This window comes from Rahnella sp. RFA10(1/100), assembly GCF_004195115.1.
Lineage (GTDB): Bacteria > Pseudomonadota > Gammaproteobacteria > Enterobacterales > Enterobacteriaceae > Rahnella > Rahnella perminowiae.
On the sequence record NZ_SEWR01000001.1, the window covers coordinates 212196 to 227199 of the forward strand.

General features: G+C 49.6%; 13 protein-coding genes and 1 pseudogene. 7 read left to right on the plus strand and 7 right to left on the minus strand.

Translation table 11 applies throughout. The features are described from left to right. Positions 1–142: 142 nt before the first annotated feature. The 3 genes and pseudogenes from ETV65_RS25065 to ETV65_RS00890 form a co-directional block, all read left to right on the plus strand. Positions 143–232, plus strand: a pseudogene (locus ETV65_RS25065) (transposase); the annotation flags it as partial. An 89-nt stretch (positions 233–321) separates the two neighbouring features. Beyond that, entirely contained in the window at positions 322–1272 is a 951-nt protein-coding gene (locus ETV65_RS25070) for a VENN motif pre-toxin domain-containing protein (RefSeq protein ID WP_217138567.1), read from the plus strand. Continuing rightward, positions 1269–1706, plus strand: coding sequence for a hypothetical protein (locus tag ETV65_RS00890; protein WP_015697206.1), 438 nt, complete (start codon positions 1269–1271; stop codon positions 1704–1706). Before ETV65_RS25070 ends, ETV65_RS00890 begins: the two co-directional genes overlap by 4 nt. An 804-nt stretch (positions 1707–2510) precedes the next feature. Here ETV65_RS00890 and ETV65_RS00895 read toward each other — a convergent pair. Both ETV65_RS00895 and yeaG read right to left on the minus strand, forming a co-directional pair. After that, positions 2511–3785, minus strand: a complete 1275-nt coding sequence (locus tag ETV65_RS00895) for a YeaH/YhbH family protein (protein ID WP_129951130.1) — start codon at positions 3783–3785, stop codon at positions 2511–2513. A gap of 34 nt (positions 3786–3819) precedes the next feature. Next, positions 3820–5754: a protein kinase YeaG gene (gene yeaG / locus ETV65_RS00900; protein ID WP_129951131.1), complete on the minus strand. Its 1935-nt coding sequence runs from the start codon at positions 5752–5754 to the stop codon at positions 3820–3822. 530 nt (positions 5755–6284) lie between these two features. Here yeaG and ETV65_RS00905 point away from each other — a divergent pair. Further along, positions 6285–7034 carry a MipA/OmpV family protein gene (locus tag ETV65_RS00905; RefSeq protein ID WP_129951132.1) on the plus strand — a complete coding sequence of 250 codons (750 nt, stop codon included), beginning with the start codon at positions 6285–6287 and terminating at the stop codon, positions 7032–7034. 110 nt (positions 7035–7144) lie between these two features. After that, positions 7145–7999 carry an aldo/keto reductase gene (locus ETV65_RS00910; protein WP_129951133.1) on the plus strand — a complete coding sequence of 285 codons (855 nt, stop codon included), beginning with the start codon at positions 7145–7147 and terminating at the stop codon, positions 7997–7999. A gap of 82 nt (positions 8000–8081) precedes the next feature. Here the strand turns inward: ETV65_RS00910 and ETV65_RS00915 are convergent, their stop codons facing one another. After that, entirely contained in the window at positions 8082–8951 is an 870-nt protein-coding gene (locus tag ETV65_RS00915) for a D-hexose-6-phosphate mutarotase (protein WP_129951134.1), read from the minus strand. Between the two features lie 166 nt (positions 8952–9117). Next, positions 9118–10116 (minus strand): glyceraldehyde-3-phosphate dehydrogenase, encoded by a 999-nt coding sequence (gene gapA / locus ETV65_RS00920; RefSeq protein ID WP_013575362.1) that lies wholly within the window; start codon positions 10114–10116, stop codon positions 9118–9120. Positions 10117–10466: 350 nt separating this feature from the next. On the opposite strand from gapA, the gene msrB reads away from it, so the two are divergent. Together msrB and ETV65_RS00930 are read left to right on the plus strand one after the other, a co-directional pair. Next, entirely contained in the window at positions 10467–10880 is a 414-nt protein-coding gene (msrB, locus tag ETV65_RS00925; protein WP_129951135.1) for a peptide-methionine (R)-S-oxide reductase MsrB, read from the plus strand. 95 nt (positions 10881–10975) lie between these two features. After that, complete coding sequence (locus tag ETV65_RS00930) at positions 10976–11248, plus strand: DUF1315 family protein (protein WP_129951136.1); 273 nt, start codon at positions 10976–10978, stop codon at positions 11246–11248. A gap of 91 nt (positions 11249–11339) precedes the next feature. Here ETV65_RS00930 and ETV65_RS00935 read toward each other — a convergent pair whose 3' ends face one another. The 3 genes from ETV65_RS00935 to ETV65_RS00945 form a co-directional block, all read right to left on the minus strand. Continuing rightward, complete coding sequence (locus tag ETV65_RS00935; RefSeq protein WP_129951137.1) at positions 11340–12155, minus strand: carbohydrate ABC transporter permease; 816 nt, start codon at positions 12153–12155, stop codon at positions 11340–11342. Beyond that, entirely contained in the window at positions 12155–13027 is an 873-nt protein-coding gene (locus ETV65_RS00940) for a sugar ABC transporter permease (RefSeq protein ID WP_129951138.1), read from the minus strand. Before ETV65_RS00940 ends, ETV65_RS00935 begins: the two co-directional genes overlap by 1 nt. A gap of 98 nt (positions 13028–13125) precedes the next feature. Continuing rightward, a complete protein-coding gene (locus ETV65_RS00945) occupies positions 13126–14472 on the minus strand; it encodes an extracellular solute-binding protein (RefSeq protein ID WP_129951139.1) in 1347 nt (448 codons plus the stop codon). Positions 14473–15004 lie beyond the last annotated feature (532 nt).

Sequence of the window (15004 nt, forward strand, 5' to 3'; positions counted from 1 at the left end):
CCTGAGATATTAGCACACCCAAAACACGTCTCTTCCACGTTTATGACCCTGACCCCGAATATTGACCTTACCCCAAAATCCTGCCCCATTCAGAAACAGGATTCCGGCATGATAATGACTCCCCTGAACGGAGGATGTGCCGATGAAAAAGTCACGATTCACCGAAGAGCAGAGTGTTTTTGCCCTAAAACAGGCCGAGCAGGGAACACCGGTGCCTGAAGTCTGCCGTAAATCGCAGGGGGAATAAGCCCGCTGATTGCCCGGGAAATCAAAAGTCACACGCTGAATGACGACGGTACGACCAATGTCGCGGCTAATGCGATGGCCCATGCCGTCTGGGGCGCTGTAGCAGCGCAAATGTCCGGAGGCAATGCAGCAGCGGGTGCTGCCGGCGCGTTCAGTGGTGAACTTGCCGCGCGTTATATAGCGGAATATTATTACCATGCGACCACTCAGGCGGATATAGATAAACTTTCGCAGAGCGACCGGCAGGAAATCAGCTTACTGAGTACGCTGGCGGCGGGTGTTGCCGGAGCAACAGCGGGCAATAACCTGTCTTCTGCGACGACAGGGGCGCAGGCGGGGAAGAATGCGGTTGAGAATAATGCGCTGGCATTAGGCAGCACTGCATCTGCACTGAATGCAGCAATCTCTGGTGCAATTGGAAATGGAAGCCAGCAACAACAGGATACTAAAGAAGATCAAGGTGCGGGATATACTTGTGAAGGTACCCGCGAACAGTGCGCGGTGCGTGACGGCACCCGTGGACCGGGGCATACGGAGTTACCGATAGCGGATAAAGATCCGACCGGCGGTAAGCTCGAAAATCCGGCCCCGGCGGAGAGCACAGCCACCACGCTGACGACCCCGGATCAGTCGGATAAGAACGGAGCCAGTCATACCGGAAATACCGATGGCGCACCGTCTACTGCCGGAAATACCACCACGACGCCGATCCCGGATGGGCCGAATAAGGATGACTTGGCTTATTTGGCTGATGGGCATATGTTGGGGGCCAATGGAGTTCAGACGTCCAGTAAAACTATATGGAAAGGTGCCGGTAAGGAACGAATAGATGTTGAAAATCCTGCACCAGGACAAAGAGCGGGGCAACTACATTATCAAGATAATAAGGATAATAAATATCTTTATGATCCCAAGACGGATTCATTCCCCGATGCACCTAAGTCGGTAAATAATCTATTGAATGACCCATCATTTAAGAAGGCGATCAATAAAGGGTTGACTCAGTATTTAGGAGAGAAGAAATGAAGTGTAATTATTTGATGGAAAAGGAAATGAAGGTTGCAGATTGGAGGGGGTTATCTCTTCCTGATGATTTGCAGTCATGGATTAATGGCGGTTTTTTAGAAGATAACGGCTGTGTTTTTTTACGCTCTCTATACAAAAATTACCAAGGGTTAGATAATTTCCCTGATAGGACAGGGGTTGAATGTTTTGTAAACTCTTTTCATATTGATGATTATGTATCCGAACGGTATCTGGATTACTCATTTTTATTTTGTGAGCAAATATTAGCTTGCTGGAAAAAATACAATCAGTCCCAGAAATTAAATGTGATTATTTCTCATGATGAATTTGGTGCAGTGGTTAAGTTTCATGTGAAGCGTCAGAACGAAAATTGGTTAAGTAGTAATCTTGAAGGATATAAGGAAGCAGTTTTAGAAACAAGTGAACCTATTTAACGTTAAAAACGTCCTAGCCCTCGCGCCGGGAACGTTATTTTTACCGGTCAGACTCTCCGTGCTGCCTTCATCCCATTGCTCTTGTTCGTGATCTTTGGCGGTTGCCTGGAAATGCTTCAGCAACCGGGCTGGAAATGTTTTGTCATTACCGTCATGCCGACGGTATGACGAAACCATCCGGTCAGGGCCATGCCCCGACACCCTAGCGTTAAAATAAAAACCCCGGCGCTGGCCGGGGATGAGGGTGTGATTACTCGGCAAACATCAGGCCGCCGGGGTAATGCTTCATCCATTTCGCTGCCGCGTCCGTGTCAAAGGCTTCGCAAAAGCTCAGTTTTATTTTTCAGCCTGTAAAAGCATCTGTAGGTGACTTACTGGCGGGCAAAGACGATCTGTAAGCGCCCCGCATATCAAGACAATCGGGAATTGTTAGCTATAAATATTTAAAATTCAGTTGGTGCTAAGAAACTGCTGGAGTTGTTCAAGATATTGCGCAGTCTGGGGGCGATGAGTGCCTGAATCTAAATAAGTCTCTGGCGAGTGAAGCGCAGTGGGCTGGTAATGGCGTTAAAGATCCGTTATATGATGCACCTAGTTAGCAGCAGAATGTGCTTACAAGGACGTAATATTTTCATTCATACACGTCATGGCCTCATAGGCAATCGTAAGAAAAGATTTTGCAGAGAGGAGCGCTTCCCCAGAATGAAGGGTAAATATCTGCTCTCATTGAAAAGGGAAAGGCGCTTGGGAAGAGGAAAAACAGCTGGATAATGCCACTTAACCAGCTGTTTTAAAGGCTAAACATCAGCGTTCTTGAACTTGTTTATGAAACAGCTCCCTGAATACCGGATAAATATCTTCCTGCTCGCGGATATGCTGCATAGCGAAATTATCGAATTTCTCCTGTAGCACTTCGTATTCACGCCACAGCGTCTGGTGGGCGCGGCGGGTGATTTCGATATAGCTGTAATAACGCACCATCGGCAGGATCTTCTGTGCCAGAAGCTGGTGACAGAGCGGGGAGTCGTCAGCCCAGTTATCGCCATCGGAGGCCTGCGCGGCATAAATATTCCACTGCGCCGGGTCGTAGCGTTCCTGAATGACTTCATCCATCAGTTTCAGGGCACTCGACACAATGGTGCCGCCGGTCTCCTGCGAGTAGAAGAACTCCTGTTCATCCACTTCTTTAGCTTGTGTATGGTGACGGATATAGACCACATCGACGTTTTTGTACGTCCGGCTCAGGAACAGATAAAGCAGGATATAGAAACGTTTGGCCATATCCTTGGTTGCCTGATCCATCGAACCGGAGACATCCATCAGACAGAACATCACCGCCTGGCTGGAAGGCTCGGGGCGACGTTCGTAGTTACGGTAACGTAAATCAAAGGTATCGATAAACGGCGTTTTGGCGATTTTTGCCCGCAGCTCAGCAATCTCTTTGCGCAACCGTTCTTCTTCCAGTAACTGTGCCGGTTCGCTGTGCTCGACCTCGGTCAGCGTCGATTCCAGTTGACGCAGCTCCCGTTTTTTACCCGCGGTCATCGCCGTACGGCGTGCCAGCGAGTTTTGCAAAGAACGTACCACACTGATATTGGCCGGCACGCCATTAGACGTGTAACCGGAGCGGTGGGTTTTGAATTCATTCAGCTGCTTGTGCTGGTTTTTTCTCAGGTTTGGCAGCGCCAGATCTTCAAACAGCAGATCGAGGTATTCGTCCTTTGAAATCTGGAATGAAAACTCATCTTCGCCTTCACCGTCCTGACTGGCTTCGCCCTGACCACTGCCGCCGCCGCCGCCCCCCTGCGGTCGTTCGATGCGGTCATTCTGTACAAAGTGGTCATTGCCTGGGTGAACACGGTGGCGCAAGCCACCGCGGCCCTGATGAAACATGGGCTCGTTGATATCGGAATTGGGGATCGAAACCGACTCCCCACTATCCACGTCGGTGACCGAACGCTTGTTGATGGCCTCGGCAATCGACTGTTTGATTTGCGACTTATAGCGGCGCAAAAAGCGCTGGCGGTTCACCGCGCTTTTATTTTTGCCATTCAGCCGGCGGTCAATAAAATACGTCATATTTCCCCCAAACGACGTTGCCAACGATCTTCTGTTATGAGGATTTTCTCACGCGCAGGTACCATTCACACAGCAGGCGGACCTGTTTACGTGTGTATCCTTTCTCCATCATTCTGTCGACAAAATCATCATGTTTTTTCTGTTCATCAGTCGACGTCTTGGCGTTAAACGAGATAACTGGCAGTAATTCCTCGGTATTTGAGAACATTTTTTTCTCAATCACCGTGCGCAGTTTTTCGTAACTGGTCCAGTTTGGATTGCGGCCGCTGTTATTAGCGCGGGCACGCAGCACGAAGTTGACGATTTCGTTACGGAAATCTTTTGGATTACTGATCCCGGCCGGTTTTTCAATTTTCTCCAGCTCGGCATTCAGCGATTCACGATCGAAAAGTTGTCCGGTATCCGGATCGCGGTATTCCTGATCCTGGATCCAGAAGTCAGCGTACGTGACATAACGGTCGAAAATGTTTTGTCCGTATTCTGAGTAGGACTCAAGATAAGCGGTCTGGATCTCTTTGCCGATAAACTCAGCGTATTTTGGGATCAGATAACCTTTCAGGTGCTCCAGATATTTCTCGGCGATATCCTGCGGGAACTGTTCACGCTCGATTTGCTGTTCCAGCACGTAGAACAGATGAACCGGGTTGGCGGCCACTTCGGCATGGTCAAAGTTGAAAACACGGGAGAGAATTTTAAATGCAAAACGTGTCGACAGCCCGTTCATGCCTTCGTCCACGCCCGCATAATCGCGGTATTCCTGATAGGACTTGGCTTTCGGATCGGTATCTTTCAGGCTTTCACCGTCATACACCCGCATTTTGGAATAGCTGCTGGAGTTTTCTGGTGTTTTCAGACGCGAGAGAATCGAAAAGCGCGCGAGCGTTTCCAGGGTTCCCGGTGCGCAAGGGGCATGCGAGAGCTCACTGTTGCTGAGCAGTTTATCGTAGATTTTCATCTCTTCAGACACACGCAGGCAGTATGGCACTTTGACGATGTATACACGGTCAAGGAACGCTTCATTATTCTTGTTGTTACGGAACGTCACCCATTCAGATTCGTTGGAGTGCGCCAGAATAATGCCATTGAACGGCAGGGCGGAGATCCCCTCCGTACCGTTATAGTTACCTTCCTGAGTCGCCGTCAGTAACGGATGCAGCACTTTAATCGGTGCCTTAAACATTTCGACGAATTCCATTAAACCCTGGTTTGCGCGGCATAATGCACCGGAATAACCGTAAGCATCCGGATCGTTTTGCGCGTGGTTTTCCAGTTTACGGATATCCACTTTCCCGACCAGCGCGGAAATGTCCTGGTTGTTTTCATCGCCCGGTTCCGTTTTAGCGATGGCGATTTGTTCGAGAATCGACGGCCAGACTTTCACGACTTTAAACTTCGTGATGTCGCCCCCGAATTCATGCAGACGTTTTGCCGCCCATGGCGACATGATCGTGCCGAGATAGCGCGGCGGAATGTTGTATTCTTTTTCGAGAATATGCGCATCTTCCTGCGGGTTAAACAGGCACAGCGGGTGATCGTTTACCGGGCTGCGTTCGCCGTTGGCGCTCAGCACGTAAATCGGGACGCGTTGCATCAGGGATTTCAGCCGTTCGGCCAGTGACGATTTACCACCACCCACCGGGCCCAGTAAATAAAGGATTTGTTTCTTTTCTTCCAGACCCTGCGCGGCATGTTTCAGGTAGGAGACAATCTGTTCAATAGCCTCTTCCATGCCGTAAAATTCTTCAAATGCAGGGTAACGTGCAACAACACGGTTCGAGAATAAACGCGACAGGCGTGGTTCAAGCGCGGTATCTACCATCACTGGTTCACCGATTGCCATCAACAGACGTTCCGCCGCATTGACATAAGCACTGCGATCTTGCCGTGCAATGGTAAGAAATTCCTGCAGTGTGAACTCTTCGTCCTTGGCAGCCTCATAGCGCTGGCGATAGTGGTCAAATATGTTCATACGATGCCCGTCCTTCGTTATTTTACCCTTCGTCTCTGGAACCACCAACGTGCTGTAATTCCAAATATTCGGGTAACGCACAGGTTAATGAGAGCTTTTTCAGCGCCCCCGGAAGAAAGATCTCCCACCTGATTACAGCAACCCTTATGCCAACTTGCAGAACCCTTCAAAGCTGACAGTCTTGATGATGTGTCACTGTCAGACCCGGTGGGACGGGCAACCGTTCAGGCTAAGTCTTTCATCTATTTATAAGCGTAGTTTGGCATTAAGAAAATTTCCTCTATGGTTTAGGCGTTTTTTAAGTCATATCAATGACTCAGTTATCAGGAATGCTCTGAAAAGCCTTACAGGACGTGCTCTGCAGAGCGGAAGTTGTTTCTTTAGTCATTTTTATTTCATATTTTGCAGTTAAATTGTGCGATCGCCACGGTTTTTCCGGAGATGTCTTTTTATAGGCCGAAAATTGCTAAGCGCGACGTTTACGGTTCATTTAAACTAGCGATGATTTTTTACTTAATGGAATTAAGACAATGAAAATGATTAATCTTAAAACACTGTCACTCGCCGGCGCGGCAGTGCTTTGCAGTCATGTTGCCGTTGCAGGGACCTGGCAGCTGGGTGCTTCAGCGTTAGTTGCCCCTGATCCGTATCGTGGGAATAACGATCATGTTTACCCGGTGCCGATCATCAACTACGACAATGATGACTTCTACTTCCACACCCTGATGGCGGGTTATTACTTGTGGAATGATGACGTCAACAAACTCAGCATCACCGGCAGCTACTTTCCATTAAGCTTCGACCCAAGTGACAGCGATGATAAGCGCATGAAGCGACTTGATAAACGTCACTCAACACTGATGGCTGGTCTGGCTTATTCGCATAACGCTGAGTGGGGGACTGTCCGCGCCAGCTTTAATGCCGATACGCTTGACACCAGCAACGGCATGACCGCTGATCTGGGTTATCTGTATGCGATTAAAGGGGCTAACTGGGCTGTGGTGCCGGGCTTTGGCGTGACCTGGTTCAGCTCGAATCTCAATGAGTATTATTATGGCGTCACCAAAGACGAATCTCGTCGTAGTGGCTTCGAAAGCTATTCCCCGGGCGACAGCTTTAGCCCGTACGTCGAAGTTTCCGCTAAATACAACTTCACGCCTGACTGGCAAGGATTCGTGACCGGCCGCTACCTGCGCCTGTCCAGTGAAGTGACTGACAGCCCGATCATTGAAAAAGAATGGACAGGCGTACTGTGGACGGGAGTGACTTACACCTTCTGATCTGATGCACTGTTCTGGTGAGTGATGTGCACAGTAATGGGGCGATTCGCCCCATTTGCACATTTATGGTTCAACGGGCTTTTCACCCATGACCCAACCGGAGGAAACAGATGAAAGCGAAAACCGTGCAGTTGCCTGATGGCACGACAATACCCGCAATCGGACAAGGTACCTGGTATATGGGGGAACGGAACAGCGACCTCCGTGCCGAAGTGAAAGCCTTACAGCAAGGGTTGGATAGCGGTATGACGCTGATCGATACCGCAGAAATGTACGCCGATGGCGGCGCGGAGAGGGTGGTAGGTGAAGCCATCGCCGGTCGTCGCGATGATGTGTTTCTGGTGTCAAAAGTCTATCCGCACCATGCAGGTGGTGCGAAAGCGATTGCCGCCTGTGAGCAGAGTCTGAAGCGATTAAAAACCGATTGTCTGGATCTGTATCTGTTGCACTGGCGTGGTTCGATTCCGCTACATGACACTGTCGCGGCGATGGAAACATTGCAGCAATCGGGCAAAATTCGCCGCTGGGGTGTCTCTAATCTGGACACTGACGATATGCAGGCGTTGTGGAAAATCCCCGGTGGCAATGAATGTATGACCAATCAGGTGCTGTATCACGCGGCGGCCCGTGGCATTGAGTTTGACCTGCTGCCATGGTGTGAGGAGCACAGTGTTCCTGTGATGGCCTATTGCCCGCTGGCACAGGCAGGAAAGTTACGTCACGAGGTGCTGACGGCACCGGTGATCCAGGAAATCGCCCAAACACGGGGTGTCAGCGGTGCACAGATTGCACTGGCCTGGGTAATACGCACGGGTAATGTCATCGCCATTCCTAAAGCGGTACAACCCCAGCACGTGAAAGAGAATGCGGCGGCGTTGACGCTTAGCCTGACGGAAGAGGAAATAGCACGAATTGACACAGCATTTCCGGCGCCGGATCATAAAACGCCGCTGGACATGGTCTGACATCAGCCCTTCATATCAATCCTCTGACGACAAAAAGGGGCAAAATTGCCCCTTTTTCGTCTTGATTACCCCCACAAACCGGTTATTTCCGGATTGAGAAGGTCACCGCCAGACGCGCCGGGGCAGCATGTGTTGATTTATGTGTCTGGGAAACCTGCGCTGTTTCCACACACACCATGGTTTTATACCCATCATCCGGCATATCAGCCATGCTCACCGAGAGTGCTGAACCCGGGTTCCAGGCCACTACATCAGCATTATTTTCATGCGCAACAACCAGCGTACGTTTCAGAACCGGATCAACGATTTCGCTGGTGGCTTGTGGCTGGGTATAGATGCGGTCAGTCTGGCCCGTGAAGGTCAGGTCACCTTCTTCCTGCTTGGCTTTTGCGCCATCGACTTTATCGATAAAGCTGTTGCCCAGACCTTTGATGCTGACACCGGCGATATCACCAATGTTGAAATAAGTGTGCAGGGCGCTGTTGGCTTCGAAATCACCGGTAGATTCCAGCTCGATATGGCAGGTTGAGCCGAGTGTGAAGCGTGCGGTCAGCGTGAACTCATGCGGCCACAACTCCAGCGTTTCAGGGGAGCTTTTCAGCGTTAAAGTCAGTACTACACCTTCAGCAGTTTCCTGATGATCAGTCAGTTCCCATGCCACGTTACGCGCGAAACCGTGGGAAGGTTTGCCTGCCGGACCAAACCACGGCCAGCAAATGGGAATACCGCCACGAATCGCGACGCCTTCTTTGAACGCACTGGCGCTGCTCATCCACAGTACAGGTGCTTCGCCTTCAGGCTGCCATGACAGCAGATGCGCGCCTTGCAGGGCAATCGCAGCACGTACTTTAGGATGGGTAACCACGAGCACCGGCAGTTCGTCGATAAGACGCTGGCTGACGGAGGTAGAGATCTGATTTACGACCGGAAGAGAAAAGAGTTGTTCTGTCATTATCTAAAGTCCTGTCAGGGTTAAACAATTACGATTTTGAACCAAGACTACACATGAACCAAACCTGTCTGTTTGATCGCACTCATGTGCTGATAAAAAAGTGCATCCGACAGAAAGCAAAAGGGCGACTTGCGTCGCCCTTCAATCAGTTCATCCACATTACCAATTATTTGGAAACGTGAGCGATCAGATCCAATACTTTGTTTGAGTAGCCAGTTTCGTTATCGTACCAGGAAACCAGTTTCACAAAGTTGTCGTTCAGCGCGATACCTGCTTTCGCATCGAATACGGAAGTCAGTTTTTCGCCGTTGAAGTCGGTAGATACTACGTCGTCTTCGGTGTAACCCAGAACGCCTTTCAGATCGCCTGCTTCAGAAGCTGCTTTGATTACTGCGCAGATTTCTTTGTAAGAAGCTGGTTTTTCCAGACGTGCAGTCAGGTCAACAACAGAAACGTTAGGAGTAGGAACGCGGAACGCCATACCTGTCAGTTTACCGTTCAGAGCCGGGATTACTTTACCTACAGCTTTAGCTGCACCGGTAGAAGAAGGGATGATGTTCTGGGATGCGCCGCGGCCGCCGCGCCAGTCTTTGTGAGACGGGCCATCGACAGTTTTCTGTGTTGCGGTAGTTGCATGCACGGTGGTCATCAGCGCTTCAACGATACCGAAGTTGTCGTTGATAACTTTAGCCAGTGGTGCCAGGCAGTTAGTGGTGCAAGATGCGTTAGAAACAATTTCCTGACCTGCGTATTCTTTATGGTTAACACCCATAACGAACATTGGCGTGTTGTCTTTAGAAGGACCAGTCAGAACAACTTTCTTAGCGCCCGCAGTGATGTGTTTACGCGCAGTTGCATCATCCAGGAACAAACCTGTCGCTTCAGCTACAACGTCAACGTTAACTTCGTTCCATTTCAGGTTAGCTGGATCACGCTCAGCGGTAACACGGATGGTTTTGCCATTAACAACCAGGTGACCGTCTTTAACTTCAACAGTACCGTTGAAACGACCATGAGTTGAGTCGTACTTCAGCATGTATGCCATGTAGTCCGCGTCTAACAGATCGTTGATTGCTACGATCTCGATGTCAGAACGTTCTTGAGCAGCACGGAAAACAATGCGACCGATACGGCCAAAACCGTTGATACCTACTTTGATAGTCATATATTCCACCAGCTATTTTTTTAGTGAATAAAAGGTTGGTTGTAAAATTACAAAAACCTTGCTGAGCGTCAAGCGGAATCGTGTCAATTATTGCTGTAAGTCAAAGCGACGACCTACTGCTGCTCGCTTATTGCACGTTCCGGTTTTTTAATCGGCTCACAACCACATGGGGGCGAAAAACAGAATATAAAGAGCCGGATGAACAAGAGTGTGATCGCCATCACAAGTTGTAAGCTGGCTAACGCTGATGCCATACAGTTTAGGACAAAACAGACAGACTCGTTGTTAATTTTTTGTTATTATAAACTGTTATTTACGTTGATTTTTATATTCGTCAGAGAACGAAAACTATGGGCATAGAAACTAAATCCTCCTGTACACTCGAACAACTCACTGAAATACAACGTTATGTCACACAGAAACGCGGCACTGAACCCCCGTTCACCGGCAAGCTGCTGCACAACCGCCGCGAAGGGATTTATCATTGCGTGGTCTGTGACTCAGCCTTGTTCTACTCTGATACCAAATACGATTCCGGATGTGGCTGGCCAAGTTTTTATCAACCCGTTCACCCGGATGCGATAAATTATCTCACTGATAATTCGCATAATATGGCGCGTATTGAAATCCGCTGCACCTGCTGCGGGGCCCATTTGGGACATGTTTTCCCGGATGGCCCGAAGCCGACGGGTGAGCGTTACTGCATAAACTCTGCTTCAATGAGCTTCACTGATGGCAAAAGCGGCGATAAAACCGCCGGTTAATGCGTATGAAAATGGTGATGTAATCTAACCGACAAAATCGATTCAGCTATTATTCAAACCGTATGAATAATCGCGCACGAAAACGAGGTGCCCAGATGGAAATTAATCAACTTATTGATGTGATGACGCCGGAAATTTATGCACGCCTCGCTCTGGCTGTCGAACTCGGGAAATGGCCCGATGGTGTCGCACTGACACCGCAACAGAAAGAACACAGCCTGCAGGCCGTAATGCTGTACCAGTCGCGTCACAATGTTGATGCCCAGCATATGAGCATTGGCACGGACGGGCAGATCGTTACGAAAAGCAAGCAGGAACTGAAACAGCAATTCGCGCAGGATATGCTGATTAAGCTTAAGCCTGAGTGAGTGCCCTGCTAGCGAAAGGGGGTGACTGAAAAAAGGCGCAGATGAGCGCCTTTAAGGATGAATTTTTTAAGGCAGCGGGAAGATATTGGCTCTATTTGACGGCACCTTCCGTCACGCCGCTGATAAATTTGCGCTGAAATGCCAGAAATACCGCCACGATGGGCAGAATAGCAATCATGGCACCGGCCATCAGTTCCGGAATATTTAAGGTGTTTTTATTCTGGAAAAACATCATGCCGATCGGCAAAGTGCGCAGTTCATCTTTATTGACCAGGATCAGCGGGATCAGAAACTCGTTCCAGGTCCAGATAAACAGTAACAGCGACAGCGTTGACAGCGTTGGCCAGATAGCCGGTACCAATATCCCCCACAAAATCTTGCTGCGGCTCGAACCGTCCATCACAGCCGCTTCGACCAGCTCTTTCGGCACCTGCTGGAACGCAGTGGCGACCATTAGCGTGCTGAAGGGGATCGAAAGCGCAACCTGCGGAATAATCAGCGCCAGATAAGTGTTTGTCATGCCCATCCAGTGCAACTCATGATAAAGCGGAATAATAAAAGCTTCCGAAGGTAAGACCATGCCCAGCCCCAGCAAAAATGCCAGGAATTTTTTCCCCGGCAGGCGCAAAAAAGCAAAACCAAATCCCGACAAAATCCCGGCAAAAATGCTGATGACGATCACCGGAATGACCACAATCACTGAATTCAGAAAGTAAACATTAAAATGACCTTCCCGCCAGGCGGAAAGATAGTTGCCGAGTTGCAGGCTGCCCGGCAGGGTGAAGGCTCCCTGAAACAGTTCTGCCTGGGTCTTGAAAGAGGTCATCAGGGCCAGCAAAAAGGGCAGAATAGTCATTATTGCTATCAGCCAAATCACACTGCGCGAGAAAAGAGAAGTGCTACGCATTAACGACGCTCCCTGAGTGCCAGATGGATGAATCCATTTAGAATAAACACCATCACCATACCGATAATCGCCACAGCGGAGGCATAGCCAAAATGGCGTAAGTCAAAACCTTGTTGATACATATAAATATTAGTGACCAGAGTCGAAGTACCAGGCCCGCCATGGGTCATGACGTAAACCAGGTCGAAGGATTTGATGCCCGCGATCACTGTCAACAGCAGCGCGACGCGGATTTCCGGTTTTAGGGCCGGCAGCGTAATGCGCATGAATTTCTGCCGGCGGCTTGATCCGTCAAGTTCCGCCGCCTCAAGCAGTGAGGGATCCATGCGTTGCAAACCAGCCATGAACAGCACCAGGCAGAAGCCAAAAAAATACCAGGTTGCGACGAAGCCCACCGCAGGCAGCGCCCAGTTAAAATCGCCCAGCCAGGCTACGGCGAGTTGTGGCTGTCCGACGGCGCGCAGCAATTGATCGATCGGGCCAAATGCCGGGTTGTACAGCCAGCGCCACACCACACCCAGCACCGCCATTGGCATGATATAGGGCAGGAAAAACAGAATACGCAGCATGCTGCGCTCAACGTGGTGACGGGTATCGTTAAGGAAACTGCACAGCGCGAGGCCAATGACTATCGGGCAAAGCGTATAAAACAGCAGCAGCAGGGCGTTGTTAGCAATGGAAGTCCAGAATGTTGCATCGGAAAACATACGAACAAAATTCTGTATGCCGATGAATACAGGCCACGAGGTTCCATCCCAGGCAGTAAAACTCGCCCAGATTGAAAACAGCAGCGGTGCCAGCAGAAATACGCCGTAGATCAGCAGCGACGGCAAAACAAAAAGCATATTTTGCAGCATTGATTTATTGAGCATGGATATGCCTCATGGTTACCCTCATCATGACCTTCTGCTTTACAGAGGTGACAACAGGCCCGTTAGCCTGTTGTCACATTTTGGGCTGTCTTTTCGCCTTAATGCTTTAGGGTTTTAAGGTATTGCTGGTAATTTTCGTCAAGCTTTTCAGTCAATTGCTGAGGTGTTATGCGTCCGGCCAGCAGTTGTTGCACGTTGGCATTCAATACGTCACCCATGGTCGGCGTTGCCCAGTCGACATAATGGCCCAGTCCGTCATTAGCATTGACGGTAGTCCAGACTTGGTACACGTCGGCCAGCAGCGGATTGTCAGCGGGAAGTTTGGCATTTTTATCTGCCGAGGCGGGCAGGAAACCGGCTTTAAGCCAGGCTTCGGCAACCTTGTCAGAAACAATGTAATTAATGTATTTCGCCGCAGTGTCCTGCTGCGCTTTGGTTTTGGCGGTGACTGTAATAGAGAACGGTAAATCAGTTCCGCCCACCATCAGCGGTGCTTTTACGCCTGGCACGGCAGGCATTGCCGAGAAATGAATGTCTTTATTCGGTTTAAACTGCCCCATGTACCAGGTGCCACTGATGAAAAAGGCGGCCTGGCCATTCTGAAACAGTGAAGCGGCATCATCGCGACCCATCCCCTGATAACCCGGGAAGAAATAGCCTTGGGCATTCCAGTCCTTCATGATTTGAGCGGCTTTTACCAGCCTGCTGTCTTTAAACGAACCTCCCACGTCATAAATCAGATCGTCCAGCGTTTTGCGATCGCTGCTTTCAATTTGCTCTTCCCAGAGGGTTGAAAGCAATTGCGCACCCACAGAACCATCGAGCAGACCCAGCATGATGGGCACGGTGCCTTGTTGTTTTAACCTGGCCAGCGCGGCTTCAAACTCCGGCATAGTTTTAGGTACCGGTATTCCGGCTTTATCCAGCACGGCTTTGTTGTAGTACAAACCCACCATTTCGCCGAGGCTGGCTACGCCATAAAGATGACCGCTGCCAAAGTCTTGTGTATCAGACCAACGGTTGCGTTTGAGGATCGAACTCGGAAAACGCGTTTCCCAGCCGTACTGCTTGGCGTAGGCGTCCATGGGAAAAAGCAACTTCTCTTTGACCAGAGCCCCCATGTCACCGCCGCCCTGGTTAACCTGTGCCACCTGCGGGCCTTCGCCGGAGGAAAGCGCCAGCTTCAGCGGAATGCGCGTGTCGTCAAAGGAGTGAACACTGCGGGTGATTTTCTCACCCGGATTCTGGGCCTCGAAATCTTTGATGGCCTGATCAATGACCTCAGTTTGCGAAGGGTAGTTATAGATATCCCAGGCAGCGATTGTCCCGGCCTGTGCCGGCAGGATACTCAGTCCGAGGGAGAGAGCCAGCAGTGAAAGCAGGGCGCGTGGCGCACGATTGCCGACGGTGTGATGAAGATGTGGTGCATGCAAGGCTTTAGACATGGTGGTGCGTTCCTCTCAATCCAACACAAACAGGCATCCCTTTCTTTGGCGGCAAAGGCACATCCGGCACTTTGCATGATGTTTTGACTCAAAATTCACCCGACTATCAATACTTACTTTAATCATAAAATAAAGTCAAACAGCTTTTAGTATGACTTGTGACCGATTTAAAACCAGATTAATCACTACTGTTAGGGCTAAATCATGCGGTTAAACACTGTACAATATGCTCACTGCAGCGCAATTATTTTAAATGTCAGCGAGAAATTCATATGAATATACTGAACAGTGATTTTCCGGCTAACTTATTGTCAGTCATAGGATAAATTTATGATTATGTGCACGGAGTTGCGTAATATTTACAGCGCGTTAGCCGGGTAATAAAGGATAGGATGTTAACGGGGAATGAGCCGGTAATCAGTTTTTCTTTTGGGTGAACCTGTGATCGTCGTCATAGGTTGACTGATTGCCCGGAATGGCAATTATTATATATTGCAAACTAAGTAGGCATTCTTTAGTTTAAAGACAGGTT

Excerpts from the sequence above, each read along its gene's own strand:
- ETV65_RS00915 (WP_129951134.1), bottom strand. The coding sequence starts at position 8,951 with ATGACAGAACAACTCTTTTCTCTTCCGGTCGTAAATCAGATCTCTACC.
- ETV65_RS00945 (WP_129951139.1), bottom strand. The coding sequence starts at position 14,472 with ATGTCTAAAGCCTTGCATGCACCACATCTTCATCACACCGTCGGCAAT.
- msrB (WP_129951135.1), top strand. The coding sequence starts at position 10,467 with ATGGGCATAGAAACTAAATCCTCCTGTACACTCGAACAACTCACTGAA.
- gapA (WP_013575362.1), bottom strand. The coding sequence starts at position 10,116 with ATGACTATCAAAGTAGGTATCAACGGTTTTGGCCGTATCGGTCGCATT.
- ETV65_RS00910 (WP_129951133.1), top strand. The coding sequence starts at position 7,145 with ATGAAAGCGAAAACCGTGCAGTTGCCTGATGGCACGACAATACCCGCA.
- ETV65_RS25070 (WP_217138567.1), top strand. The coding sequence starts at position 322 with ATGGCCCATGCCGTCTGGGGCGCTGTAGCAGCGCAAATGTCCGGAGGC.
- ETV65_RS00940 (WP_129951138.1), bottom strand. The coding sequence starts at position 13,027 with ATGCTCAATAAATCAATGCTGCAAAATATGCTTTTTGTTTTGCCGTCG.
- ETV65_RS00935 (WP_129951137.1), bottom strand. The coding sequence starts at position 12,155 with ATGCGTAGCACTTCTCTTTTCTCGCGCAGTGTGATTTGGCTGATAGCA.
- yeaG (WP_129951131.1), bottom strand. The coding sequence starts at position 5,754 with ATGAACATATTTGACCACTATCGCCAGCGCTATGAGGCTGCCAAGGAC.
- ETV65_RS00890 (WP_015697206.1), top strand. The coding sequence starts at position 1,269 with ATGAAGTGTAATTATTTGATGGAAAAGGAAATGAAGGTTGCAGATTGG.
- ETV65_RS00905 (WP_129951132.1), top strand. The coding sequence starts at position 6,285 with ATGAAAATGATTAATCTTAAAACACTGTCACTCGCCGGCGCGGCAGTG.
- ETV65_RS00930 (WP_129951136.1), top strand. The coding sequence starts at position 10,976 with ATGGAAATTAATCAACTTATTGATGTGATGACGCCGGAAATTTATGCA.
- ETV65_RS00895 (WP_129951130.1), bottom strand. The coding sequence starts at position 3,785 with ATGACGTATTTTATTGACCGCCGGCTGAATGGCAAAAATAAAAGCGCG.